Origin of the sequence: Microbacterium testaceum (assembly GCF_029761935.1) — a bacterium.
Classification (GTDB): domain Bacteria; phylum Actinomycetota; class Actinomycetes; order Actinomycetales; family Microbacteriaceae; genus Microbacterium; species Microbacterium testaceum_A.
In genome coordinates this window covers 2,974,036-2,999,383 of sequence record NZ_CP121699.1, presented here as the reverse complement: position 1 = coordinate 2,999,383, position 25,348 = coordinate 2,974,036, and the positions used below count along the sequence as shown (strand labels likewise).

The 25,348-nt window shown below is 71.7% G+C and carries 24 protein-coding genes; 12 read left to right on the top strand and 12 right to left on the bottom strand.

Going from position 1 to position 25,348, the window contains the following annotated elements; all coding sequences use genetic code 11:
• Positions 1–2 precede the first annotated feature (2 nt).
• Together cydD and cydC are read left to right on the top strand one after the other, a co-directional pair.
• Positions 3–1,700, top strand: coding sequence for a thiol reductant ABC exporter subunit CydD (gene cydD, locus QBE02_RS14370; RefSeq protein WP_279366324.1), 1,698 nt, complete (start codon positions 3–5; stop codon positions 1,698–1,700).
• Positions 1,697–3,382 (top strand): thiol reductant ABC exporter subunit CydC, encoded by a 1,686-nt coding sequence (gene cydC / locus QBE02_RS14365; protein ID WP_279366323.1) that lies wholly within the window; start codon positions 1,697–1,699, stop codon positions 3,380–3,382. Before cydD ends, cydC begins: the two co-directional genes overlap by 4 nt.
• A gap of 1 nt (position 3,383) precedes the next feature.
• Here cydC and QBE02_RS14360 read toward each other — a convergent pair whose 3' ends face one another.
• The 3 genes from QBE02_RS14360 to modA are packed head-to-tail and all read right to left on the bottom strand — an operon-like array spanning position 3,384 to position 5,958.
• Positions 3,384–4,427, bottom strand: coding sequence for a sulfate/molybdate ABC transporter ATP-binding protein (locus QBE02_RS14360; protein WP_279366322.1), 1,044 nt, complete (start codon positions 4,425–4,427; stop codon positions 3,384–3,386).
• Positions 4,424–5,203 (bottom strand): molybdate ABC transporter permease subunit, encoded by a 780-nt coding sequence (gene modB, locus QBE02_RS14355; RefSeq protein WP_279366321.1) that lies wholly within the window; start codon positions 5,201–5,203, stop codon positions 4,424–4,426. The genes QBE02_RS14360 and modB overlap by 4 nt, the downstream gene beginning before the upstream one ends.
• Positions 5,200–5,958, bottom strand: coding sequence for a molybdate ABC transporter substrate-binding protein (gene modA / locus QBE02_RS14350; protein WP_279366320.1), 759 nt, complete (start codon positions 5,956–5,958; stop codon positions 5,200–5,202). Before modA ends, modB begins: the two co-directional genes overlap by 4 nt.
• 251 nt (positions 5,959–6,209) lie before the next feature.
• On the opposite strand from modA, the gene QBE02_RS14345 reads away from it, so the two are divergent.
• Together QBE02_RS14345 and QBE02_RS14340 are read left to right on the top strand one after the other, a co-directional pair.
• On the top strand, positions 6,210–7,055 hold the full coding sequence (locus QBE02_RS14345; RefSeq protein ID WP_279366319.1) for a helix-turn-helix transcriptional regulator: 846 nt from the start codon (positions 6,210–6,212) through the stop codon (positions 7,053–7,055).
• 90 nt (positions 7,056–7,145) lie between these two features.
• Entirely contained in the window at positions 7,146–8,057 is a 912-nt protein-coding gene (locus tag QBE02_RS14340) for an SDR family oxidoreductase (RefSeq protein WP_279366318.1), read from the top strand.
• Positions 8,058–8,081: 24 nt separating this feature from the next.
• Here the strand turns inward: QBE02_RS14340 and QBE02_RS14335 are convergent, their stop codons facing one another.
• A complete protein-coding gene (locus QBE02_RS14335) occupies positions 8,082–8,477 on the bottom strand; it encodes a TOBE domain-containing protein (RefSeq protein ID WP_279366317.1) in 396 nt (131 codons plus the stop codon).
• Between the two features lie 74 nt (positions 8,478–8,551).
• Between QBE02_RS14335 and moaA the strand changes: the two genes are divergently transcribed.
• From moaA to QBE02_RS14310, 5 genes are read left to right on the top strand one after another with little or no spacing between them, the layout of a single operon-like run.
• The gene (gene moaA / locus QBE02_RS14330) at positions 8,552–9,733 is read left to right on the top strand and encodes a GTP 3',8-cyclase MoaA (protein WP_279366316.1); all 1,182 of its coding nucleotides are present in this window, start codon (positions 8,552–8,554) and stop codon (positions 9,731–9,733) included.
• A complete protein-coding gene (locus QBE02_RS14325; protein ID WP_279366315.1) occupies positions 9,730–10,512 on the top strand; it encodes a HesA/MoeB/ThiF family protein in 783 nt (260 codons plus the stop codon). Before moaA ends, QBE02_RS14325 begins: the two co-directional genes overlap by 4 nt.
• 14 nt (positions 10,513–10,526) lie before the next feature.
• A complete protein-coding gene (locus tag QBE02_RS14320; RefSeq protein WP_279366314.1) occupies positions 10,527–11,750 on the top strand; it encodes a molybdopterin molybdotransferase MoeA in 1,224 nt (407 codons plus the stop codon).
• Positions 11,747–12,283 (top strand): cyclic pyranopterin monophosphate synthase MoaC, encoded by a 537-nt coding sequence (moaC, locus tag QBE02_RS14315; protein WP_279366313.1) that lies wholly within the window; start codon positions 11,747–11,749, stop codon positions 12,281–12,283. Before QBE02_RS14320 ends, moaC begins: the two co-directional genes overlap by 4 nt.
• A complete protein-coding gene (locus QBE02_RS14310) occupies positions 12,280–12,516 on the top strand; it encodes a MoaD/ThiS family protein (protein WP_279366312.1) in 237 nt (78 codons plus the stop codon). Before moaC ends, QBE02_RS14310 begins: the two co-directional genes overlap by 4 nt.
• Positions 12,517–12,541: 25 nt before the next feature.
• Here QBE02_RS14310 and QBE02_RS14305 read toward each other — a convergent pair whose 3' ends face one another.
• The 3 genes from QBE02_RS14305 to QBE02_RS14295 are packed head-to-tail and all read right to left on the bottom strand — an operon-like array spanning position 12,542 to position 15,121.
• Entirely contained in the window at positions 12,542–12,970 is a 429-nt protein-coding gene (locus tag QBE02_RS14305) for a molybdenum cofactor biosynthesis protein MoaE (RefSeq protein WP_279366311.1), read from the bottom strand.
• Positions 12,967–13,449, bottom strand: coding sequence for a MogA/MoaB family molybdenum cofactor biosynthesis protein (locus QBE02_RS14300; RefSeq protein WP_279366310.1), 483 nt, complete (start codon positions 13,447–13,449; stop codon positions 12,967–12,969). Before QBE02_RS14300 ends, QBE02_RS14305 begins: the two co-directional genes overlap by 4 nt.
• 58 nt (positions 13,450–13,507) lie before the next feature.
• Positions 13,508–15,121, bottom strand: coding sequence for an SDR family oxidoreductase (locus QBE02_RS14295; RefSeq protein ID WP_279366309.1), 1,614 nt, complete (start codon positions 15,119–15,121; stop codon positions 13,508–13,510).
• A 130-nt stretch (positions 15,122–15,251) separates the two neighbouring features.
• Here QBE02_RS14295 and QBE02_RS14290 point away from each other — a divergent pair, with 130 nt between their 5' ends.
• Positions 15,252–16,727, top strand: a complete 1,476-nt coding sequence (locus tag QBE02_RS14290) for an MFS transporter (protein WP_279366308.1) — start codon at positions 15,252–15,254, stop codon at positions 16,725–16,727.
• Positions 16,728–16,796: 69 nt separating this feature from the next.
• On the opposite strand, the gene QBE02_RS14285 is transcribed toward QBE02_RS14290, so the two are convergent.
• The 3 genes from QBE02_RS14285 to QBE02_RS14275 all read right to left on the bottom strand — a co-directional run bounded on the left by QBE02_RS14285 (position 16,797) and on the right by QBE02_RS14275 (position 21,059).
• On the bottom strand, positions 16,797–18,806 hold the full coding sequence (locus tag QBE02_RS14285) for a helicase HerA-like domain-containing protein (protein ID WP_279366307.1): 2,010 nt from the start codon (positions 18,804–18,806) through the stop codon (positions 16,797–16,799).
• A 10-nt stretch (positions 18,807–18,816) separates the two neighbouring features.
• The gene (locus tag QBE02_RS14280) at positions 18,817–19,515 is read right to left on the bottom strand and encodes a phosphatase PAP2 family protein (RefSeq protein ID WP_279366306.1); all 699 of its coding nucleotides are present in this window, start codon (positions 19,513–19,515) and stop codon (positions 18,817–18,819) included.
• 206 nt (positions 19,516–19,721) lie between these two features.
• A complete protein-coding gene (locus tag QBE02_RS14275) occupies positions 19,722–21,059 on the bottom strand; it encodes a multidrug effflux MFS transporter (protein WP_176786351.1) in 1,338 nt (445 codons plus the stop codon).
• A 231-nt stretch (positions 21,060–21,290) separates the two neighbouring features.
• On the opposite strand from QBE02_RS14275, the gene QBE02_RS14270 reads away from it, so the two are divergent.
• Positions 21,291–21,998, top strand: a complete 708-nt coding sequence (locus tag QBE02_RS14270) for a DUF3105 domain-containing protein (protein ID WP_279366305.1) — start codon at positions 21,291–21,293, stop codon at positions 21,996–21,998.
• The gene (locus QBE02_RS14265; RefSeq protein WP_279366304.1) at positions 21,998–22,669 is read left to right on the top strand and encodes a DUF305 domain-containing protein; all 672 of its coding nucleotides are present in this window, start codon (positions 21,998–22,000) and stop codon (positions 22,667–22,669) included. The genes QBE02_RS14270 and QBE02_RS14265 overlap by 1 nt, the downstream gene beginning before the upstream one ends.
• Positions 22,670–23,010: 341 nt before the next feature.
• On the opposite strand, the gene QBE02_RS14260 is transcribed toward QBE02_RS14265, so the two are convergent.
• Together QBE02_RS14260 and QBE02_RS14255 are read right to left on the bottom strand one after the other, a co-directional pair.
• A complete protein-coding gene (locus QBE02_RS14260; RefSeq protein ID WP_056230304.1) occupies positions 23,011–23,988 on the bottom strand; it encodes a carbohydrate ABC transporter permease in 978 nt (325 codons plus the stop codon).
• Positions 23,985–25,337, bottom strand: coding sequence for a carbohydrate ABC transporter permease (locus QBE02_RS14255; protein ID WP_371129334.1), 1,353 nt, complete (start codon positions 25,335–25,337; stop codon positions 23,985–23,987). The genes QBE02_RS14260 and QBE02_RS14255 overlap by 4 nt, the downstream gene beginning before the upstream one ends.
• Positions 25,338–25,348: the final 11 nt, after the last annotated feature.

Here is a 25,348-nt window from a genome sequence, read left to right as displayed (position 1 = left end):
TCATGAAACCCGTCGACCCCCGGCTGCTCCGCTACGCCACCACCTCCCGCGGCTTCTTCGCGGTGACCGCGGCGATCGTCCTCGCCCAGACGGGCACGATCATCGGATTCGCCTGGGCGCTCACCAGCGCCCTGGTCGGCGTGATCACGGGCCGACCGGTCGGCGAGCTGTGGGGGTTCGTGGGGGTCGCGGCATCCCTCGTCCTGCTCCGCGGGCTCCTCGGGGCGGCCTCGGAGCGCGTGTCGGCCCGGGGGGCGGCCGCGGCGTCGCTGCAGCTGCGGGCGGCCGTAATCGGCGCGGTTGGACGCCTCGGCCCCGCCTGGCTCGCTCGCCGTAACGCCGCCTCGCTGGCGGTCACGGCGGGCCACGGTCTCGAGGCGCTCGACGCCTACTTCGGCCGGTATCTGCCGCAGCTGGTCGCCACCGCCATCACGATGCCGATCCTCATCGGGGCGATCGCGCTCGCCGACCCACTGTCGGGCCTGATCGTTGTCCTCACGATCCCCCTGATCCCCCTGTTCATGGTGCTGATCGGCTGGGCGACCCGCGGCGTGCAGCAGAAGCAGTACCGCACCCTCGGCCGCCTGGCGGCGCGCTTCGCCGACACCGTCGAGGGCCTGGGGACCCTCAAGGCCTTCGGCCGGCAGCATCGCGCGGCGGACACGATTGAGACGATCACGCGCGACTACAAGCGCGAGACGATGACAGTGCTGCGCGTGTCGTTCCTCTCGGGGTTCGCGCTGGAGTTCCTGGCATCGATCTCGGTCGCGATCGTGGCGGTCACCATCGGCTTCCGCCTGCTCTCGGGCGATCTGAGCCTGCTCGTCGGTCTGTTCGTGCTGCTGCTCGCCCCCGAGGCGTACCTGCCCCTGCGCCAGGTGGGCGTGCAGTTCCACGCCGCGTCCGAGGGGGTCGCGGCGACCGACGAGATCTTCGACACGCTCGACGCCGCGCGCTCCGCTCGAGAAGGGCGGATTCCGGATGCCACGACCTCGACGCTCGGATCGACGGTGACGCTCGAGCAGGTCCGGGTGCACCGCGAGGGACACGCGCTGCCCCGCGTATCGCTGTCGGTAGGTCCCGGAAGGGTGGTGCTCGTGACCGGCCCGAGCGGCGTCGGGAAGTCGTCGCTGATCGCCGCTCTCCTCGGGTACGCCGAGCACGACGGCGAGGTGCGCGTCGACGGCGTCGCCGTCCCGCACGCCCGCGACGCGGTCGCCTGGGCGGGCCAGCGGCCGGGGCTGGTGTCGGGCACGGTCGCCGAGAACGTGGTGCTCGGGTCCCCCCTCGACTCCGGGCGCATCTCCGTTGCCCTGGCCGACGCCGGCGCATCAGACATCGACCCCGGGATCGTGCTCGGTGCGGGAGGAGCGGGCCTCTCGGGCGGCCAGGCGCAACGCGTCGCGGTCGCGCGGGCCCTGTACCGCGCGCGAGTCGGCGCGGTGCCGGTGCTCGTGCTCGACGAGCCCTCTAGCGCCCTGGATGCCGACACCGAGGCCCACCTGTGGAAGACCCTCCGCCGCGAGGCCGACGCCGGCCGCGGCGTGCTCCTCGTCTCGCACCGCCGCTCCGCCCGCGCGATCGCCGACGAGGTGGTCGAGCTCACGCCCCCGCGCGAGTCGCCAGGATTTGTCGCTTCGGCGGCGCCTGAAGCGACAAATCCTGGCGACTCACGCGGGGTGCAGGAGGTGCGGTCGTGAACGCGCGTATACGCGGCATCCTGCGCTCGGCGATGCCCTCGCGGCGACGCTTCGCGCCCGCGGTGCTGTCGGGTTTCGGCACCGCGGCGAGCTCGATCGCACTCCTCGCGGCGAGTGCGTGGCTCATCGCGCGGGCCGCCGAACAGCCCCTCGTGATGTACCTGTCGATGGCGGTGGTCGGGGTGCGCGCGTTCGCCCTGTCGCGGGGAGTGTTCCGCTACCTCGAGCGCCTCACCGGGCACGACGCCGCCCTGGAACAGCTCGCCGGAGTACGCGCCGATCTCGTGCGCGACCTCGTCCCCCTCGCTCCCGACGGACTCGCGCGCTCGCGGCGCGGGGGGCTGCTCTCGAGCGTCGTCGACGACGTCGACGAACTGCAGAACCTCCCCCTGCGGGTGGTGCTCCCCCTCGCGGTCGCCGTCTTCACCTCGCTCGCCGCCGTGGTGTTCACCGCGATCGTCTCGTGGCCCGCGGCCGTCGTGCTGTTCGTCTGCCTGACGGTCGCGTTCGCCCTGGCGGTCGTCGTGGGCGGGGCCGCCGGTGCCCGCGCCGAGCGCTCCATCGCCCCCCTCCGCGCCGCCGTCGCCGACGCGGTGCACGACCTGCTCGCGAACCTCGACGTGCTGACGGCGTACGGAGCCCTGGATGCCGCGACCGAGCGCGTCCGCCGCGCCGACGCCGCTCTGCGCCGAGCCGTCGTCCGACGCGGCGGGGCGCAGGGGCTCACCTCGGGGGCCGTCTCGGTGCTCGCCGGGGTCGCCTCGCTCGCCGCCCTGCTCGTCGCCGCCCCGTCGCTCGCCGGTGGATCCCTGTCGGGCCCGGGGCTCGCCGTCGTCGTGCTGGTGCCGATGGCCGTGTTCGAGGTGTTCGGGCCGGTGCCCCTCGCCCTGGCCTCCTGGCGCCAGGTGCGCTCCGCGGCGCAACGCATCGCCGACGCCGTGCCCGAAGCCGTCCCCGACGGACTCCCCCGCGACGAGCCCGCCGCAACCGGTGCGGCACCGATCCTCGGCGCGGGCCTCGAGCTGACCGGCGTTCGCGCGCACTGGCCGGCACGCGGTGGAGTCGACGGCGACGCCGGCCGCCTCGACGACATCGCCCTGCGCCTGGGGCCGGGCGAGCGCGTCCTCGTCACGGGCCCGAGCGGAGCGGGCAAGACCACGCTGGCGCACGTGCTCACGCGCTTCCTCGACTACGAGGGCTCGTACCGGGTCGGCGGCATCGAGGCCCGCGACATCTCGGGCGACGATCTGCGCCGCACCGTCGGGATCATCGAGCAGTCGCCGTACCTGTTCGACGAGTCCGTGCGCCAGAACCTCCTCTTCGCGCGCGAGGGCGCCACCGACGACGAATTGTGGACGGTGCTCGAGCGCGTCGGGCTCGACCCCTGGGTCCGCGAGCGCGGCGGCCTCGACGCCCGAGTCGGCGACCGGGGTGGGCTGGTGTCCGGCGGGCAGGCTCAGCGTCTCGCGCTCGCGCGGGCGGTGCTGCGCGACTTCCCGGTGCTCGTGCTCGACGAGCCCACCGCGGGCGTCGATCCCGCGGCATCCGACGCTCTGCTCGTCGACCTGCTCGGTGCGATCGGACGGGACCGGGCCGTCGTGCTGGTCTCACACGTCGAGGTGCCGGAGGGGCTGGTCGACCGCGAGGTGCGGCTCGAGAACGGGCGCGTGGCGGCGGCCTGAGTCAGCGTGACGCGACGAAGCGGACGCGCTCCGGCGGCACGCTCCACAGCACCGTGTCGCCGGGCCGGATGGATGCCGCCTCGATCGGCGCTACCTCGGCGGAGCCCTCGGCGGTGACGACGCGCACGCCCGTGGGCGTGGGCTCCACGGAGACCACGCGGACCGGAGTCCCCTCTCCGAGTCGCGCGTCGATCGCACGGTAGACCGCCGCGAGAGTGGCACCGTCGGTCGCGGCGAGCGCACGGGAGGCCGGATCCGCCGACGCGAGCCGGAGCGCGCCCCGTACGAACGCCCCGCCGCGGGCTTCGCCGACGACCCGCTCCAGACCGGCGATCCGCGCGGCGACGTCGGTGAGCGGGGTCGAAAGAACGTCGCGAACGGGCCCCTCCTGCGTCACCCGCCCGCGCTCCACGATCACGAGGCGGTCGGCCAGGGCGGCCGCATCGATCGCGTCGTGGGTGACGGCGACGGTCGTCACGCCCGCGAGCCGCTCCCGCAGCATCGCGCGGATCTCCGAGGCCGTGACCGCATCGAGCGCGACGAGGGGTTCGTCGAGCAGGACGACCCGCGGCTCGGCCGCCAGAGCCCGGGCGACCGCGACGCGTTGCTGCTCCCCGCCCGACAACTGTGCGGGGCGCCGATCGCCCGTGCCCGGCAATCCGACGCGGGCCAGCCACTCCTCGGCGGCGTCGCGGGCGACGGATGCCGGCACCCCGGCCGCCCGCGGACCGAAGGCGACGTTCTCGCGCACGGGAAGGTGCGGAAAGAGGCGCGCCTCCTGCCCGAGCAGAACGATCCCCCGGTGCATCGGGGCGGTCCGCGTGCGCGGCGGGCGGTCGAGGACCCGCCCGTCGACCGAGATCTCCCCCTCGTCGAGCGGCGTGAGCCCGGCGAGCGCGCCGAGCAGCGTCGACTTCCCCGCGCCGCTCCGGCCCATCACGGCGACGGTCTCGCCCGGGGCGACGTCGAGCGTGGCGTCGACGACGAAGTCACGGCGGCGCACGCGGATGCGGGCGCGGAGCGCAGCGGCATCCGGAATCGTCATCTGCCCACCCCCGGTCGCCATCCGCGCACGAGCAGCAGCACGGCGACGGCGGTGACCAGCAGCAGCAGCGACAGGGCCACCGCGGTGCCCTGGGACACCCCCGCCCCGTTGAAGGCGGTGTAGATCGCCAGCGGCATCGTCTGCGTGACACCGGGACGGTTTCCCGCGAACAGCGCGGTCGCCCCGAACTCCCCGATCGCTCGGGCGAAGCACAGCACCACTCCGGCGATGATGCCGGGAGCGGCCAACGGCAGGGTGACGCGCCGGAGGATCGTCGCGCGCGACGCCCCGAGCGAGGCGGCCGCGCGTTCGAACTCGACCCCGGTGCTGCGCAGCGCCCCCTCGACCGCGAGGACGAGGAACGGAAGGGCGACGAACACCTGGGCCAGCACGACAGCGGTGGTGGTGAACGGCAGGGCGAGAAAGCCGAACCAGCCGTTGCGCCCGAACAGATACAGCAGGGCGACGCCGCCGACCATCGGCGGCAGCACGAGCGGCACGGTGACGACCGCGCGCAGCAGAGCCGCGGTCCGCGCGGGACTGCGGGCGATGAGAAGGGCGAGAGGGATGCCGACCACCGCGCACACCGCGGTGGCCACGGCCCCCGTTCCCAGCGACAACGCCAGAGCCGAGAGGGCGGCCTCCGACGTCACGTCGCTCCAGAGCGTCGCCCACTCCACCCGAGCGATGAGGGCGGTGAGCGGAACCAGCAGGAAGAGCAGGCCGAGCACCGCCGGCACGATCAGCCAGCGGGGGATGTATCCCGCATCTCTCACGGAGCGCGGAAGCCCGCGTCGGCGAGCACGCGTTGCCCGCCCTGCCCGAGCACGAACGCCACGAACGCGGCCGCGGCCTCGGGGTTCGGGGCACCGGTCAGGGCGGCGATCGGGTAGCGGTTGACGACGGCGTCGGCACCGGCCGGCACGATCGCCTCGACGTCGTCGCGACCGTTGACGTCGGTGGCGTAGACGAGACCCGCGTCGGCCTCGGAGGCGGCGACCTTGGTGAGCACGGCGGTGACGTTCTGCTCGGAGCTGGCGGGCGTGACGGCAACGCCGGCGTTCGACAGAAGCGTCTGCGACGCCGCGCCGCACGGGACCTCGGGAGCGCACAGCACCGTCGTCACCCGGGCCAGGTCCGCGAGGATGGTCACGGCACCGGGATTGCCCTTCGGCACGGCGATCACGAGGGTGTTGCCGGCGAAGAGCTGCGGGTCGGGTGCCTGCTCCTTCACCTTCGCCATGTTCTTCTCGTCGGCCGAGGCGAACACGTCGGCCGGCGCGCCCTCACCGATCTGCGTCGCGAGGGTGCTCGATCCGTCGTACACCGCGCTGACCGTGACCCCGGGGTGGGCGGCCTCGAACGCGGTGGCGATCTCGTCGAACGACCGCTGCAGCGAGGCGGCGGCGTACACCTCCACCGTTCCGGAGAGGGAGTCCTCGGATGCCGCGGGCGCGGGCGCGGAGCTCGCGCACCCGGCGAGCAGGGCCGCGGCGGCGACGACGGCGGCAAGACGGAGGGGGCGGCTCATGACGGTCCTTTCGGCGCGCCGGCGGCTCGCTATCGCTCCAGTATTCCGCATCTGCGGATTGCGAAGGTCACATCATCCGCGAACACCGCGAAAAAGTCGTCACGCTGCCCTATTCGCCGCACGACGACACCCACGCGTCAGCGACATGCCGTCTCGCGCGGCTCGCACCGAGAGCACCTCTCAGGGGTGGACCGGCGAGTCCTGGCATCGCGGCCGTCGACGCGATAGGAACGGGAGATGGGAGGAACACCGTGAGCGATCTGCCGAGCCTCGGCGATTTCCTTCAGCGCCGCCGCGAGGCCCTTCAACCCGAGGACGTCGGGCTCGCGCGCGGCGTGAGGCGGCGGACGGCGGGGCTCCGACGCGAAGAGGTGGCCCTGCTCAGCCACATGTCGACGGACTACTACGCACGCCTCGAACGGGGCACCGGCCCGACGCCCTCCGAGCAGATGCTGACCTCGCTTGCGCAGGGCCTGCACCTGAGCCTCGCCGAGCGCGACCACCTCTTCCGTCTCGCGGGGCACCCACCGCCGTCACGACATTCGGGGACCGAGCATGTCAGCCCCGGAATGCTCCGCGTGCTCGACCGTCTGGACGACACCCCCGCCGAGATCGTCACGGAGCTGGGCGAGACGCTACGCCAGAGCCGACTCGGCATCGCCCTGCTCGGCGATGCGTCGCTGCGCTCGGGGCCGGCGCGGAGCGTCGGCTACCGCTGGTTCACCGATGCGGCCGCGCGCGCCGCCTACCCGCCGGCCGAGATCGCGGCCCTCTCCCGGCTCTACGCGGCGGGCCTGCGCGAGCTCGTCGCCGCTCGCGGTCCGCACTCGCGCGCGGCAGAGCTCGCCGACGATCTGCGGGGGCGCAGCCACGAGTTCGCCTCCCTGTGGGACGCCCACGAGGTCGGCGCCCGCCCGCCGGACGTGAAGAGGTTCCACCACCCCGAGGTGGGGTACCTGGATCTCTCGTGCCAGACCCTGCTCGACCCCGACCGCTCGCACCGTCTGCTCGTCTACACCGCTCAACCCGGGAGCGAGAGCGCCGAGAAGCTGCGCCTGCTCGCCGTCATCGGTTCTTCCTCGGTCGCCCCGCGCTGAGGGGTGGATCGCCGATCAGCGGCTGAGCGGGCACTGGTCCGGTCGATGAGGGCGCGGAAGCATCGGACCACCGACGCGAAAGGACCGACCATGTCCCCCACCCTCTCCCCCCTCCGCGGCCGCCTCGCGGTCGTCACCGGCGCCAGCGACGGCATCGGCACCGTGATCGCCACCCGTCTCGCCGCCCTCGGCGCCGAAGTCGTCCTTCCTGTCCGCTCCCCCGAGAAGGGACGCCGTGCCCTCGAGACCCTCCGCCGGGAGGTTCCGGATGCCGTGGCATCCACTCGCGCCCTGGATCTGGCGAGCCTGGACTCCGTTCACGCCCTCGTCGACGGGCTCCGCTCCGAGGGCCGGCCCGTCCACCTCCTGGTCAACAACGCCGGCGTCATGACCCCGCCGCAGCGAAAGGAGACCGCGGACGGCTTCGAGCTGCAGTGGGGGACGAACCACCTCGGCCATGCGGCCCTCACGCTGGGCTTGCTACCGCTCCTGCGGGAAGGCCGAGCGCGCGTCGTGCACCAGACGAGCATCGCCGCCCGTCGCGGCAGACTCGACGAGGGCACCATCGACGCTCCGACCTACAACGCGATGGCGTCGTACGTGCAGTCCAAGGTCGCCATCGGCCTCTTCGCCGAAGAGCTGCAGCGACGCAGTCAGACCGAGGGGTGGAATCTCTCCAGCGCCCTCGCGCACCCCGGCGTCTCGCCCACCAACCTGCTGGCGGCGCAGCCCGGCGCGGGCCGTGACCGCGAACTCTTCGCCCGTCGAGTCATCCGCGTGCTCTCGCGTCTGCACATCACCGGCTCCGTGGCATCCGCCGCCGAGCCGGCCGTTCTCGCAGCCATCGCACCGCCCGCGGACGGCCTCTTCTTCGGTCCGTCGCGGCTCATCGGCGGCCCGGCGCGGCCCGCGGACCTGTGGGCGCCGTTCCGCGACGCGGGAGATGCCCGCCGCCTGTGGGAGCTCACCGTCGGCGCGATCGGCCCGCGCTTCGACGAGTGAGCCGCCCCGAGGCGATCCGGCGTCTCAGCCGCGCGGGGCCTCGACCGTGACGACCGTCGCCTTCACCGACGCGACGGCCAGCGACCCCGGCTCGAGCGCGAGCTCTTCGGCGGCCTCGGCCGACATCAGCGACACCACCCGGTGAGGTCCGCACTGCAGGTCGACCTGGGCCATGACCCCGTCGATCTGCACGCGGGTGACGATCCCCACGAAGCGGTTGCGGGCGCTCGAGGCGATCGCGGTCGGGTCATCGGGCTCGGCCGCGAGCGCCACCGCCCGCTCGGCCAGCGCCGCCCCGGGGATCTCCGTCGGCGACGCCCCGGTCGTCGGCAGCGCACCATGGTCGATCCACCGGCGCACGGTGTCGTCGCTGACTCCGAGCAGGCGCGCGGCCTGCGCGATGCGGAAGGTGTTCGGCATCCCCCGACCGTACCCCTCCCGTGAAACACGGGCTTGTCGCCCTTCCCCTCCCCGCGCTGACCTAGGCTCGACCCATGGATGCCGAGCACGCGAGCCCGACGCGACGGCCGGTGGCCGTGGCCCTCGGCGCGACCGTGACGTCGTCCGGCGCGACGGCCCTCCCGGCGACCGGCGCCCCCTCGCCCTCCACGGCACCCGGCGCCACCGCCCTGGCCTCGACCGGAGCCCCGCAGTCCGGTGGCCTGCTCGACCGCTTCGGCCGCGTCGCGACCGACCTGCGCGTCTCGGTCATCGACAAGTGCAACCTGCGTTGCACGTACTGCATGCCGGCCGACGGGATGCCATGGCTGCCGCAGACGCAGTTGATGTCGACCGACGAGATCCGCCGCATCGTCCGGGTCGCCGTGCAGTCCCTCGGTGCGGAGGAGCTGCGGATCACCGGCGGCGAGCCCCTCGTGCGCAAGGACCTCGAGTTCATCATCGCCGGCATCCGCGAGGACAACCCCGACCTGCCCATCTCGATGACCACGAACGCCGTGGGTCTCGATCGCCGCGCCCAGGCGCTGAAGGACGCGGGTCTCACCCGCCTCAACGTCTCGCTCGACACCCTGCACCCCGAGACCTTCGCCGAGCTCACCCGCCGCCCCCACCTCGACAAGGTGCTCGCGGGCCTCCAGGCCGCGCGCGCCGCGGGCCTCGGACCCATCAAGATCAACGCGGTCCTGCTGCGCGGCATCAACGACTCCGAGATCGTCTCGCTCGTCGATTGGGCCGTGACCAACGGGTTCGAGATGCGCTTCATCGAAGACATGCCCCTCGACGGAGACCGATCGTGGGTGGCCACGAACGTCATCGCCGCGCGCGACATCCGCGCCGAGATCGAGACGGCGTTCTCTCTCACCCCTGATCCGCGCGGACGCGGCGCCGCCCCCGCCGAGCGGTGGGAGGTCCGCCGCCCCGGTGAAACGGCCGTCGCCGGACACATCGGCATCATCTCCTCGGTCACCGAGCCCTTCTGCGCCGCGTGCACGCGCACCCGCGTCACCGCCGACGGCAAGGTGCGCTCATGCTTGTTCTCGCACGAAGAGACCGACCTTCTCTCGACCCTGCGCGCGGGAGCCGACGACGCCGGCATCGCGCAGGTCTGGCGGGAGGCCATGTGGACGAAGCCCCGTGCCCACGGCTCCGACCGCGGAGGGCTCGCGCGCCCCGACTTCGTGCAGCCCGAGCGCACGATGAGCGCGATCGGCGGATGAAGCCGCTCGTCGAACCGGTGGCCTCGCTCGCCCCCGAAGAACTCATCCGCACCGCCCGTCACGCCGTGCTCGCCGCAATCGGCGAGGAGGGCCAGCGCCGCCTGGCCGCAGCGCGCATCGCGGTCGTCGGAGCCGGCGGCCTCGGCTCGCCCGTGCTGCTCGCGCTGGCCGCGGCCGGGGTCGGCGAGCTCGTCGTCATCGACGACGACACCGTCGAGCGCACCAACCTGCAGCGCCAGCTGGCCCACCGCATCGCCGACATCGGCACCGCCAAGACGGCATCCGCCGCTCGCGCCGTGCGCGATCTGTCGCCCCTCACCGTCGTCCATGAACGAACGGTACGACTGACCTCCGACAATGCTGCCGAGCTCTTCGCAGGGGCGCACCTCGTCATCGACGGCAGCGACACCTTCGACACGCGCGAGGCCGTCGCCGCCGCGACCGAGGGTCTCGGCATCCCCCTCGTCTGGGGAGCCGTGCAGGAGTGGGCCGCCCAGGTGACCGTGTTCTGGTCGGCTCCGCCCGAGGGGCACGCGCCCGTCGTGCTCGGCGACCTCTTCCCCACCGGTTCCGCTGGAGAGCCGCCCACGTGCGCGCAGGTCGGCGTGCTCGGATCGCTGTGCGTGCAGGTCGGGGGGATGCTGGCCACCGAAGCGATCAAGCTCGTCACCGGCGCGGGAGAGCCTGTGCTCGGCCGGCTCGTCGTGATCGACGCCCTGCGCGCCCGTCACGACGTGATCCCACTCTCGCCCGCCGCCCGCCCCGCCGTTTCGTCCTGACCCCGGAGGCCCCGATGACCCCGCTGCTCACCGTCGAGGAGCACCGCGCCCGCGTGCTCGACGCCGTCACGCTCCTGCCCGTCGAGACCGTGCGCCTCGCCGAGGCGGCCGGCCGCACGCTCGCCGCCCCCGTGCGCGCCGCTCACGACCTGCCCGGCTTCGACAACTCCTCGATGGACGGATTCGCAGTGCGACTCGCCGACGTCGAGGGGGCGGATGACGAGAACCCGGTGGCCGTGCGCGTCGTCGCCGATCTGCCTGCGGGGTCGTCCGACGACCCGTCGTTCGGCGCCGGCGAGGCGGTGCGCATCATGACGGGCGCGCCCGTGCCCACCGACGCCGACGCGATCGTGCCGTTCGAAGACACCGCGGGAGGCCTCGCCGACTCGCTGGGCACCGTCGAGGTGCGGCGGGCGCCCGCGGCATCCGGAGCTTTCATCCGCCGCCGTGGCGGCGACACCCGCGCGGGCGAGGTCGTCCTATCGGCCGGCGAGCACCTGGGGCCGTTCGCGCTGGCCGCGGCCGCCGCGGCGGGCGTGGCCGAGCTCGAGGTGCGCCGCCGCCCGCGGGTCGCCGTCGTGTCGACCGGCAGCGAGCTCGTCGCCCCCGGTGTGGCGCCGGGGCGAGGTCAGACCCCCGACTCGAACTCGACGCTGCTGGCGTCTTTGGTTTCCGGTACCAACGCCGACGTGACCGTCATCTCGTCGCTACGAGACGACGCGAGCGCGATCCACGCCCTGCTCGATCATGCGGCCGACGTCGACGTCGTCGTCTTCAGCGGGGGCGTGAGCGCCGGAGCCTACGAGCCCGTGCGCCAGGCCCTCGAGGGGCGCATCACCTTCGAGAAGGTCGCGATGCAGCCCGGCAAACCCCAGGCCTTCGGAGCGCTCGACGACGGCCGGCTCGTCTTCGGTCTGCCCGGCAACCCGGTGAGCGTGGCGGTGTCGTTCGAGGTGTTCGTGCGCCCCGCCCTCCTCGCCCTGCAGGGCCGCACCGCGATCGACCGGCGGATCGCCCGGCTCACGGCATCCGAGACCTGGACGACCCCGCCCGGCCGTCGCCAGTACCTTCCGGCGGCGATCGACCTCGTCGCCGGCACCGTGCGCCCCGCCACGGCAGGCGGATCGGGCTCGCACCTGGCCGCCTCCCTCGCGCGCGCCGAGGCCTTCGCGATCGTCCCCGCCGAGGTGTCCACCGTGTCGGTGGGCGACCCGCTCGATGTCATGCTGATTCCATGACCTTCACCCACCTGGATGCCGCGGGCCACGCTCGCATGGTCGATGTCACCCTCAAGCAGCCCACCGTCCGCACCGCGTCGGCGCGGGGTTTCGTGCGCTGCGCCCCCGAGGTGGTCGCCGCCCTCCGCGATGGCACGGCCCCCAAGGGTGATGTGCTCGCGGTGGCCCGGATCGCCGGCATCCAGGCCGCGAAGTCCACTCCCGCCCTTCTCCCGCTCGCGCACGTGATCGGGGTGCACCGCGCCTCGGTCGACCTCGAGATCACCGACGAGGGCGTCGAGATCGAAGCCACCGTCGGCACCGCCGATCGCACGGGCGTCGAGATGGAAGCCCTCACGAGCGTCTCGATCGCGGCCCTCGCGATCGTCGACATGGTGAAGGGCATGGACAAGGGCACCTCGATCGAGAACGTGCGCATCGTGTCGAAGACCGGCGGCAAGTCCGGCGACTGGGTGCGGCCGGGCGAGCCCGTCGTCGAACCGTCGGCGGCCGCTTCCGGCTCCGCGCCGGCCGCCGAGGGGGTATCCGCATGAGCGTCCGCGTGCGCTACTTCGCGGCCGCGGCGGAGGCGGCGGGGACGGATGCCGAAGACCGCGCCGAACAGTCTCTGACGGCGCTGCGCGCGGCCGCCGTCGCCGACCACCCCGCTCTGGGCGAGATCCTGGATCGCTGCGCCGTGCTCGTCGACGGCACGCGCCACGATGACGACGCCTCGCTGGTGGGCGTCGCGCACGTCGACGTGCTCCCGCCCTTCGCCGGGGGCTGAGCCCCGCCTGAGTCGTCGGAGGCTCCTAGCCGCCCAGGCCCTTCCACTCCGTCGTCCCGTCGGCCTCGACCTGACGCTTCCAGACGGGCAGGTCGGTCTTGATCGTCTCGATCACCGTGCGGCACACCTCGAAAGCCTCGGCGCGGTGACCGGATGCCACGGCGATCACGACCGCCGCCTCGCCCACGCCCAGCCGGCCCACGCGGTGACTGACCGCGACGATCGCGTCGGTGCCCTCGGCCGCGCTCTCGGCGATGCGGTGCAGGGTCTGCTCGGCGTCGGGGTGCGCGCTGTACTCGAGCGCCACGACCGCGCCCGAGGCGTCGGGGTCGATGTCACGCACGCGCCCGACGAAGGTGGTGACCGCCCCCGACGACGAGTCCTCCACGGCGTCGAGGTGGGCGTCGAGGTCGAGGGGCGTCTCGGACAGGCGGGCGATGCGGACGGCGCTCATGCGTGATCTCCTCCGGAGAGCTGGTCGAGCACGTGCGGGGCGAGCTCGGCGATGACGGCGATCCCGGATGCCACGGCACGGGTCGACCCGGGAAGGTTGACGATCAGGGTTCCCGGGTCGGCGATGCCCGCGAGGCCGCGCGAGATGACGGCCATCGGGGTGTCGGCGAGCCCGCGGCGCCGCAGTTCCTCGGCGATGCCGGGGATCTCGCGGTCGAGCACGCGCGTCGTGCCCTCGGGCGTGCGGTCGGTGGGGGCAATGCCGGTGCCACCGGTCGTGACGATGAGGCCCGGCCCCTCGGCGAGGAGGGCGCGCAGCGCGGTCTCGACGCTGTCGGCTCCGTCGGCGACGATGACAGGGTCGGCGCAGTCGAATCCCGCCTCGCGCAGCAACGACACTGCGAGCGGTCCTCCGCGGTCTTCGCGGAGGCCCGCCGCCGAGCGATCGGACACGGTCAGGACGCGAGCGTGATGGGGCACGCGGCTCAGCCTACGGGCGCGATCGATGGCGTGGGCCCGGTCTCGGGACGCGAATGTCCTAGGCCGACGGCGCCGCGGTCGTCTCGACCTCGGCGATCTCGGGGGCGATGCGTCCGGCCTTCGCCTTCGGCTCGAGATCCTCGCGCTGCACGTGTTCGGCGGCGGCGGTGATGCGCCGGGCCATGCCGCTGAAAATCAGCCCGTGGAACGGCAGCACCGACAGCCAATAGAGCCGCCCGGCGAGCCCGGTCGGGAAGAAGAGGGCCCGCTGGTCGAACCGTGCACCGTCGCCCTCGGGCGTGGCCCGCAGCTCGAGCCACGCGCCTCCCGGCACCTTCATCTCGGCGCGCAGGCGCAGCAGGTGCCCCGGTTCGATGGCCTCGACGCGCCAGAAGTCCAGGGCGTCGCCCACGGTGACCACCGACCGGCTGCGGCGGCCACGGGCGAGGCCCACCCCGCCGACCAGGCGGTCCATCCAGCCGCGGATCGCCCAGAGCAGCGGCGAGGAGTACCAGCCGTTCTCTCCGCCGATCCCCTCGATCACCGACCACAGTTGGGCGGCGCTCGCTTTCGTCGTCATGGTGCGGATGTCGGTGTAGACGAGTCGACCCGCCCACTCGGGGTCGCTGGGCAGCGGATCGCTCGGGGCGCCCGAGACCTCGGCGTCTTGCCAACTGGTCTCGATCGCGTCGTCGTTCACGCGCCCCAGCGCTCGGCGCACGGCCTCGCGGTACGGCATGAGCCCGCCCTCGGGGCGGGGCACGAGGTCGTCGATGGCGCGGTCTTTGACCACGCAGTCGTTCTGCAGGGACTCCACGAGCGGCCGCGCGATGGACTTGGGAATCGGGGTGACAAGGTTGACCCAGTGCGAGGCGAGGCGGGGCGTGAGCACCGGCAGCGAGGCGATCGCGCGCTGGGGCAATCCGGCCTCCATCGCGTAGCCGTTCATCATCTGGCCGTAGCGCAGCACGTCGGGCCCGCCGATGTCGACCGCCCGGTTGACGTTGGGGGCCACGCGCGCGGCGCCGAGCAGGTAGTGCAGCACGTCGCGCACGGCGATCGGCTGGATGTGGTTGCGCACCCACTTGGGCGCGGGCATGTACGGCAGCACGTCGGTGAGGTGGCGCACCATCTCGAAGGACGCCGAGCCCGACCCGATGACGACGCCCGCCTGCAGCACGAGGGTCGGCACACCGCTTTGCAGGAGTATCTGCCCCACTTCGACGCGCGATCGCAGGTGGGCCGAGAGCGTGGCGTCATCGGGGTGCAGGCCCCCGAGGTAGACGATGCGCGAGACGGATGCCGCGGACGCCGCGTCGGCGACGGTCTGCGCGGCCACGCGGTCGGTGGCCTCGAAGTCGCGGGCGCTGCCCATGGAGTGGATGAGGTAGTAGAGCACGTCGACGCCCTCGACCGCCGCACGGACGGCCTCGGCGTCGGTCGCGTCGCCCGCAGCGGTCTCGACCTCGTCGCCCCAGGGGAAGGCCTCGACCCGTCGCGGATCGCGGGCGAGCACGCGCACGCGGTACCCCGCCGACAGCAGGCGGGGAACGAGTCTGCCGCCCAGGTAGCCGGTGGCGCCGAGCACCAGAGCCCTCGGTGCCGTCCCGTCGGCGCGGGGCTGGGCGACGAGCGCGGGTTCGCGGCCGGTGGGGGCGGAGAGCTCGGTCATGCCCGACACCGTACGCCGGACGTGCGACATCACCGGGGGCTTGACGCCCGTCCACGACGCATTGTTAGCACGATCGCCCCGCGCACGCCCCGGACTGGAAACGAAACGCGGATCGGGTGACGCTAGAAGGATGAACGAGAAATCCCCCTCGGCATCCGAAGCCCCCCGGCTCGAAGTCGACGACGTCATCGTCGTCGACAAGAAGCGCGTGCGCACCGCCATCGGCGGCACCGTCGTCGGCAACTTCATGGAGTGGTTCGACTTCGGCATCTACGGCTACCTCGCCGTCACGCTCACCGCCGTCTTCGCCTCCGACCTGCCCGACCCGTGGGGTCTGCTCGTCACGCTGCTCGGCTTCGCGATCTCCTTCCTCGTCCGCCCCTTCGGCGGTTTCGTCCTCGGCCCCCTCGGCGACCGGATCGGTCGGCAGAAGGTGCTCTTCCTCACGATGGCGATGATGGCCTCGGCCACCGCGCTCATCGGCATCCTGCCCACCTCGGCGCAGATCGGGCTCTGGGCGATCGTCCCCCTTTACCTGCTGAAGATGATCCAGGGCTTCTCCACCGGTGGGGAGTACGCCGGAGCGACCACCTACGTGTCGGAGTTCTCCCCCGACAAGCGGCGCGGCTTCTGGTCGTCGTGGCTCGACGTGGGCTCCTACGTCGGGTTCGCCGCCGGTGCCGGAGCGGTGGCCATCACCACGGCCATCGTCACGAACGTCTCGGGCCCCGACGCGATGACCGAGTACGGATGGCGCATCCCGTTCCTGCTCGCCATCCCCCTCGGCATCGTCGCGATCTGGTTCCGCCTGAAGATCCCCGAGACCCCCTCCTTCGAGCAGACGCACGCGGCCGAGAACGAGATCGACACGGACGACCCGATGTCCCGCCAGGGCCTCGTCGGGATCGTGCGCCACCACTGGAAGCCCCTGCTGATTGCGATCGCCCTCGTCGCGGCGACCAACACCGCGGGATACGCCCTCACCAGCTACATGCCGGTCTACCTCGAGAAAGAAGTCGGCATCTCGAACGTGGGCTCGGCCGTCGCGACCATCCCCGTTCTTCTGCTGATGTCGGCCATGCTGCCCATCTTCGGCCGACTCAGCGACCGGGTGGGCCGCAAACCCATCTACGTCGCGGCCGCCGGGTCCGCTCTGGTCCTGCTGGTTCCGGCCTTCCTGATCATGCAGATCGGCGAGCTGTGGGCCGTCATGATCGCCCTGGTGCTCGCGGCGGTGCCGGTGGCCTTCTACGCGAGCATCGCGGCATCCACTCTGCCCGCGCTCTTCCCCACCGCCTCGCGCTTCGGGGCGATGGCGATCGCGTACAACGTGTCGGTGTCGTTGTTCGGCGGCACGACCCCGTTGTTCAGCCAGGCGCTGATCGATTGGACGGGCAACACGCTCATGCCGGCGTTCTACATCATGTTCTTCGCCGCGATGGGGCTGGTCGCGCTCCTGGCCATGCCCGAGACGGCCAAGCGCCCCCTGCTCGGTTCCGTGCCCACGGTCGAGACCCCGGCCGAGGCGAAGGCGCTCGTCGCCCGTCAGGACGACGATCCGCTGATCGACACGTCCACCATGCCCCTCGAGCTGAACCGGCCGTAACCGCCGACGACGGGAACGGGACGGGATGCCGGGTGATCGGCATCCCGTCCCGTTCCGGTCCTCCGGAATTCAGCGGCGTCGGCCGTTGCCGAACAGTCCGCGGATGACGCCGTTCACGATGCTCTTGGTCGCCCCGCGTCCGAGCAGACCGTCGAGGCCCACGGTGGGGGCGCTCGTCCGGCTGCGCGGGGCGGCGGTCGACCTCAGGATGCGGTCGTACTCGCGTTGCGCCTTCTTCTGCGCCTCGGCGTTCGCCTTATCGATCGCGGCCTTCTGCTTCGCGTACTCTGCGGCGTCGGCGGCCTCCTTCTTCGCGCGTTCAGCGGCAGCCTCGGCTTCGGCCGCCGCCTGCATGCGGGCGCCGAGGATCTCGCGCGCCGACTCACGGTCGATCGGGGTGCCGTAGGTGGAGAAGAGGGGGGATGCCGACACCGCCGCCGCCATGGCCGCGGCGGGGATGGGCGACATCGAGGCGCGCGGGGCGAAGATGCGCGTCCACGCCACGGGCGTGGGGGCTCCCCGTTCGCTCATGACCGTGATGATCGCCTCGCCGGTCCCGAGTTCCTGCAGCACGCGCTCGAGGTCGTATCCCGAGTCCGGGTACGTGCGGACGGACGCGCGCAGCGCCGTGGCGTCGTCGGGGGTGAACGCGCGCAGGGCGTGCTGCACGCGCGAGCCGAGCTGGGCGAGGACGTCTCCGGGCACGTCCTTGGGCGTCTGCGTGACGAAGAACACGCCCACGCCCTTCGACCGGATCAACCGCACGGTCTGCGTGATCGCCTCGAGGAACGCCTTCGACGCGTCGCGGAACAGCAGGTGCGCCTCGTCGAAGAAGAACACGAGCTTGGGCTTGTCGACGTCGCCGACCTCCGGCAGCGCCTCGTAGAGCTCCGCGAGCAGATACATGAGGAAGGTGGAATACAGCTCGGGCCGCGCCGCCACGTTCGGCACCTCGAGCAGGCTCACGATGCCCGCCCCCGCGGCATCCGTCCGCAGGAACACCGAGACGTCGAGCTCGGGCTCGCCGAAGAAGCTGTCGGCGCCCACGGCCGCGAAGGCGACAAGCTCGCGCAGGATCACACCCGCGGTCGCCGCCGACAGCCCGCCGATCCCCTTGAGCTCGGCCTTGCCCTCGTCGCTCGTGAGGTAGGTGAGCACCGCGCGCAGGTCCGAGAGGTCGACGAGCGCCAGCCCCTTCTCGTCGGCGTAATGGAAGACGAGACCCAGGCTGGACTCCTGCGTCGCGTTCAGCCCGAGCACGCGGCTGAGCAGCAGCGGACCGAACCCCGACACGGTCGCCCGCACCGGAATCCCCGAACCGACGTCGTCGCCGAGGGCGAAGAACTCGGTCGGGAACGACCGCGCCGACCAGTCCTGACCGAGCGCGGAGGTACGCGCGAGGAGCTTCTCGCTCGGGGTGCCCTCGGCCGCGAGACCCGACAGGTCGCCCTTGATGTCGGCGGCGAACACCGGGACCCCGTTCTCCGACAGCTGCTCGGCGAGCAGTTGCAGCGTGCGCGTCTTTCCGGTGCCCGTCGCCCCGGCGACGAGCCCGTGCCGATTGGTCATCGCGAGGGGGATGCGGACGGGGACGGATGCCACCGGCCCGCCGTTTACGAGCACGCCTAAGTCGAGGGCGGCTCCGGTGGCGGCGTACCCCGCGGCGATCTTGTCGACCTGGGCGGCGGAGAGCGGGCCCTCGGCAGGGTCTGCGGAGGTCGAGGCTTCGGTGGACGCCGGGGCTTCGGGCGGGGCCGGGGCGGGGGGCTCGGCGGCGCTCACGGGTGCCGCAGCGGGCGAGGCAACGGGCGCGGCAGGAGCCGCCGCCTGCGCTTCGCGCGGCGGAGCCGGGGCCGGGGCATCGCGCTCCTCCGGCGGCACCACCGGCGCCGGACCCCCGGCCGCTCGAGCCCGCGCCGCCGCCGCGGTGGCCTCCGCCGCCGCGAGGTCGGCTCGCGCCCGCGCGAGTCGCAGTTCGGCCTCGGCCGCCTCCGCCTCGGCGCGTAGCCGCGCGACCTCGGCATCGGCCGTCGTGGACTCGTCGGAGGATACGGAGGGCACGTCGCCGGGCTCGCTCATGCGCGACAGCCTACGACGCGGCCGCCGCCCCGGCATCCGCCTTGCGCGCCCGCCGCATCGCGAGCCGGTCTTCATCCCGCGCTCGAAGTCGCGAGAACGCCGCCGCCAGGATCAGCGCCGCACCCGCGCCGATCAGCGCGCCGCCCGCGGTGTCCGAGAGCCAGTGCGCGTGCAGGTAGGTGCGGCTGAAGGCCATGAGCACGACCCAGGCGACACCGACGATCCGCACCCAGAGGTGCGGGAAGAGCACGACCGCGACGACCGCGATCGTCGCCGCGTTCGCCGTATGCCCCGAGGGGAATGATCCGTAATCGCTGACGATGAGGATGTCCTCCGGCCGCGCGCGGCCGAAGGTGTGCTTGACCACCTGCACGAGCAGGGCGCTTCCCACCGAAGCGGTCAGGAAGTACAGCGCCGACCAGCGTCGGCGCGACAGGTACAGCGCCAGCGCACCGAGGACGGGCACGATCAGCACCGCGGTGAGGTGGCCTCCGACGGCGTCCATCGCGATCGCGAAGACCAGCAGGGGCTGAGACGGCGTGGACGCGAAGAGCTGGTTCCACCACACGTCGATCGCGAAGGGACTGGGCCCGCGGAAGAACACCCACGCGCCCAGCGCGCACGCGAGGGCGATGAGCACCACGCCCACCGTCGCGCGGAAGCGCTGCGGGCGCGTGTCGAGCACGTCGTCGATCGCGGAGGCGTCCATCGCCTCATGATGCCGTCTCCGCGACGACGACGGAATGGGTGGACGCCGCGCGCGTCCCCCGGGGATGGCTCTGCTACTGTGTGCGCCTCGCGAGCCCGGCAACGGCCACCGCGTCGGCGCCATTCCGCTCTGCGGCGATCGCGATCCCTCCCGGCTGCTGATGCCGCCCCGGCCGGTCCGCGGACCCGGCCGGGCCGCGGCGGCGATCAGGGCGCGAGACGCTCGACCGTGCGCGGACGCACCAGGATCCACAGCGACAGCACGCCGATGAGGGCGCATCCCAGCATCACCGAGGCCATGGTCGTGGCCGTGATGCCCGAACCGGTGGCGAGCAGACCCACCAGCGGAGAGATGATGCCGGCCACACCGAAGTTCGCCGCGCCGATGATCGACTGCGCGGTCCCCGCGGCCTTGCCGTGGCGATCGAGCGCGAGCACCTGAGCGCACGGGAAGGTGAAACCGCACGCGGTCATGAAGAAGAACAGGGGCACGATGGTTCCCCACAGCCCGAGGCCGAGCTGGTCGGTCAGCACGATCGCGCCGCCGGCGAGCACGAGGACCGCCGTCGACACGGCGAGCACCCACTGCGGCCCGAAGCGGGCGGCGAGGCGCGACGCCACCTGCACACCCACGACGACGCCGATCGAGTTGGCCGCGAACAGTACGCCGTATCCCTGCGCGCTGAACTGATAGGTCACCTGGAAGAGGAACGAGGATGCCGACAGGTACGAGAACAGCCCGCTGAAGGTCATCGCACCGATGATGAGCACGCCGATGAAGACGCGGTCGCGGAAGACGCTCGCGTAGCGCTGCCAAACGGTGGTGGCGCCGGGACCCCCGCGGCGGGCGGGAGGGAGCGTCTCGGGCACGAACAGGATCGCCGAGACGAGCATGACGGCGCCGTACACGGCCAGCACCACGAAGATGCCGCGCCAGTTCATGACGAGCAGAAGGGCCGAGCCGGCGAGCGGTGCGAGCACGGGCGCCACCCCCGACACCATCGCCATGCGCGACAGCATGACCACGAGGCGGCGGCCACCGAACAGGTCGCGGATGATCGCGGCGGCAACGACTCCACCGGCGGCCGCGCCCGCGCCCATCAGCACGCGGGCGATCGAGAGGGTCTCGAGAGTGGGCGCCGAGGCCGCGAAGATGCTCGCGGCCACGTGCAGCGCCGTGACCGAGAGCAACGGCAGGCGGCGGCCGACCTTGTCGCTGAGCGGTCCCACGATGAGCTGCCCCAGCGCGAAGCCGATCATCGTGCCGGTCAGCGTGAGCTGGATCGCGGCCGCCGTCGTCTGGAAGTCGGCCTCGAGCACGGGGAACGCGGGCAGGTACAGGTCGATCGTGAACGGGCCCAGAGCGGTGAGCGCGCCGAGCACCAGGATGTACAGGAAGCGCCGCGATGCCGGGATGGCGTCGCCCGGGTGCAGCACGATCGGCGCCGTGGCGGGGTTCTTGCCGATCGCGCGGATCGCGCCGGTGTTCGTCTGCGGGGGGCGGGACGACGAGGGGATGACGGGGTGGGAGGCAGTATCGAGCACGCGTCTGGTTTCGTTTCGCAACACGGACAGCCCGACGGAATCGGGCTGAGAAAAGAGGGGGATCGTCGAACTTCGAATCGATTCGACATCGTCATACTACCGTGACCACCCGCACCCCACCATCCCGGGCTCGCGGGTTCCTCCCAGGCCATCGGCCCATTCACCCGCATAGGCTGGGGGCGTCGGCGGATGCCGATGTGTCCCGCCCCGAAGAGAGACAGAACACAGCGCATGACCTCCCCCTCCGACAAACGAGCCAGTGGCAACCCGGCCAAGCAGGCCCAGATCGACCTCACGGTCAAGCAGCAGCGTGAGCAGAAGCGCCAGGAGAAGCTGGCCGAGTACCAGAAGCAGGTCGCGAAGCGTAAGCGCGGCAAGCTTGTGTGGTGGGTCGTGGGTTCCACGGCCGCCGTCGCGGTGATCGGCCTCGTCATCGCCTCGTTCGCCTTCGCCCCCGCTCCCCCCACGAGCTACCAGGCCGGCAACAGCACCGGCCGCGAGATCAGCGGCGTCGAGACGTTCCAGAACCGCTCCGACCACGTGCAGGGCGCGGTGACGTACGAGCAGAACCCGCCCGCCGGCGGACCGCACAACCCGATCTGGCTCAACTGCGGCGTCTACACGCAGCCCCAGCAGAACGAGAACGCGGTGCACTCGATGGAGCACGGCGCCGTGTGGATCACCTACGACCCCGCGCGGGTCGACCAGGCCGGCATCGACGCCCTCAAGGCGGTCATGCCCTCGAGCTACGCCCTGCTCTCGCCCTACCCCGACATGGACACCCCCATCGCGGTGAGCGCGTGGAACCACCAGCTCACACTCGACGACCCGAACGACCCGCGCATCGCGGAGTTCTTCACGGAGTACTGGCGCAGCCAGAACGCCCCCGAGCCGAACGCCGCGTGCTCGGGCGCCATCGACGGTCCGGGCAAGGCCTGATGAGCGACGACGCCCCAGTCGCGCGTCCCGCGGTCCGCTGGGTCGTCGTCGCCCTCGTCGCGGTCGCCGTGATCGCCGTCGCCTTCGCGATCGGACGCTTCACGGCGTTCGGCGCGACGGCGGCGCCCGCGCACCCGGGCGAGAACTCGGCCGAAGCCGGCTTCGCCCGCGACATGCAGGTGCACCACACGCAGGCCGTGCTCATGGCGATGGAGATCTACCGCAAGACCGACGACGACGAGCTCCGCACGCTCTCGTACGACATCGCCACCGCCCAATCGGGCCAGCGCGGCGAGATGTACGGATGGCTCGTGCAGTGGGGCCTCCCCCAGTCCTCGAGCCAGCCGCTCATGACGTGGATGGAGAAGTCCGGCGAGCACAGCCACGGAGACACCGCGGCGCTCACGCAGGAGCAGCTGCTCTCCGAGATGGGCATGGCCACCGACGCCCAGCTCGACGAGTTGCGCAGCGATCAGGGGCGCCCCGCGGACTGCCTGTTCCTCGAGCTGATGATCCGCCACCACCAGGGCGCCATCCCCATGGCTCAGGCCGTCATCGAGCTCGGCTCCGACGCGCGTGTGAGAGAGGTCGCCGGCGCGATCGTGACCGGCCAGTCGGCCGAGCTCGACGCCATGCGCGACATCCAGTCGCGCCTGTCCTGCAGCGCCTGACGCGGGCGACGCTGCTCCCCCCGCTCGCGAGCCCCTCGACGCAAGAAACGCCCTTACGCGCGAGACACGCGCTCTCACCGCGTGTCTCGTCACGAATGTCGTCTCCCACCAGGTCACCCACCCCCGCCCCGACCGGGTCCCGGCCCCAGCCCCAGCCCCAGCCCCAGGCGATAAACGCCACATCTTGCGAGACACGCGGCGCCGCGCCGTGTCTCGTCACGGATGCCGTTTCTCGCGGCCCGGCATCGCCGTCACCGCGTGCCCTCGGCATCCGCCCGTCTGCGCACGCTGAAGGGGCGCGGCACCCTTCCGGATGCCGCGCCCCTCGGGTCGTGACGGGCTCAGCCCTTCGTGGCACCCGCCAGCAGGCCGCGCACGAAGAAGCGCTGCAGGAGGAAGAACACGATCAGCGGAACCAGGATCGAGATGAACGTTCCCGCCGACTGGAGGAACCACTGGTCGCCCCAGGTGCCCGACAGCGAGTTGAGCGATTGGGTCAACGGCAACGATGACGATGGCGCGAAGATCGTCGCCACCAGCAGGTCGTTCCACACCCAGATGAACTCGAGCACCGCGAACGAGGCGAGCGCGGGGGCCGCGAGCGGCAGGATCAGGCGGAAGAAGATCTGTCCGTGACCGGCCCCGTCGACACGAGCGGCCTCGATGACCTCGGCCGGGATCTCCGCGATGAAGTTGTGCAGCAGGAAGATGGCCAGCGGCATCGCGAAGATCACGTGCGCGATCCACACGGTCGCGAAGCTGTGCTCCACGCCGCGCAGGTCGAAGCCCGGGAAGATCGTGACCTCGTTGATCGTCAGTCCACGCGAGAACAGGCTCAGCAGGGGCACGAGGGCCATCTGCAGCGGCACGATCTGCAGCGCGAAGATGAAGATGAAGAAGAAGTTGCGGCCCTTGAAATCGATCCACGCGAACGCGTACGCGATGAGCGACGCGACCGCGAGGGCGAACAACACCACCGGGATCGTGATCGCCAACGAGTTCAGGAACGACTGCGCGAGCGTGAGCGCCGTCCCTCCCGAGGTCAGCGCGAGCCGGTAGTTCTCCAGGGTGAACGACGGGTCGGTGAACACCGTCCACCACCCCGACGACTGGGTGTCGGAACCCGGACGGAACGAGGTGACGAAGAGGCCGAAGGTCGGGATCGTCCAGAAGAAGGCGATCACGACGGCCGCGATCGTCGCGCCCTTCGAGGTGAGGCGCTTGCGCGCCATCGCCTCGTGCTTGCGCGTGTCGCGTGCCACCTGGCGGGCGGAGCGGGTGTCGGTGGTGGGTTCGATCACCACGGTCGAGGTGGTCATCGCACTTCCCTCTGCTTCCGGATCTGGCGCACGTTGAAGATGATCAGCGGCAGCACGAAGATGAACAGCACCACGGCCAGCGCTGCGGAGTGCCCGTAGCTCTGGAAACGCTGCTGCTGATTGACCATCTCGAAGGCGAGGACGGTCGAGTCGTTACGCCCACCGGTCATGACGGCGACGATGTCGTAGATCTTCAGGGCGCCGATGGCGATGGTGGTCAGCACGACGATCAGCGAGGAGCGGATGCCGGGGACGGTGACGTTGATGAAACGCTCCCAGGCGCTCGCCCCGTCGAGCTCGGCGGCTTCGTTCTGCTCCGGCGGAACCGCCTTGATGGCGGCCGAGAGGATGACCATCGCCAGGCCCGTCTGGCTCCAGATGAAGACGACGACGAGCAGGAGGGTGTTGATCAGGGGCGACGCTGCCAGCCACGAGACCGGCTGACCGCCGAAGGCCGTGACGATCGCGTTCAAGACACCGATCTGGTCGCCCTGGCGGAAGTCGTAGACGAACTTCCAGATGATGCCGGCCCCGACGAACGAGATCGCGAAGGGCATGAAGATGAGCACCTTCAAGTACTTCTCGCCCGCCGCGCGGTCGATGAAGACCGCGTATGCCAGTCCGATCGCGGTGGCGATGGTGGGAGCCAGCAGCACCCAGATGAGGGTGTTGATGACAGACCAGAAGCCCTCGGGGTTCGTGAAGGTCCAGATGTAGTTCTCGAGACCGACGAAGTTGTCACCGGTCTTGTCGAAGAACGACTGGAAGAAGGTGGTGATCGCCGGGTAGACCAGGCCGAGCAGCAGCAGGATCGAGGCGGGGGCCGCGAACAGGATCAGCTGGAACAGGTAGCCCGCACCCTGGCGCGAGCGGTAGTCGGCGTAGAAGAGGATCGCGCCGAGGAGGATCGCGATGCCGAGGACGTAGATGACGGCGTTCTGGTACGGGCGCAGCAGCATGAAAGCGAGCACCGGGATGCCGAAGCAGGCGATGAGCCGCAGCCAGAAGTAGCCCTTGCCGGAGCGGGGCGCGTACTCGATGAGCAGCAGCAGGAGCCCGACGACCGCGCCGAACGCGACGACGACGAGCGGGATCTGAACGAGGGGGCTGAGGCCACCGAGCCAGATGAAGAAGCTGTTGAGGCTGAAGCCGATGGTGGTCGGCTTGGTGTCGGCGGGGGCCCGCGTCACCATGAAGAGGAAGAGCGCCACCGCGAGGATGAGCCCTACGAGGACCACGAGCATGGTGGTCCGATTGCGTGCGCCGGAGCCGCGCGTCTGCCGCTCGGCTCGTCCGCCCGGCGGAGGTGACGCCGTCGGCGCCTTCTCCGCGTTCTTGATATCGGTCATGACGTCCCTCC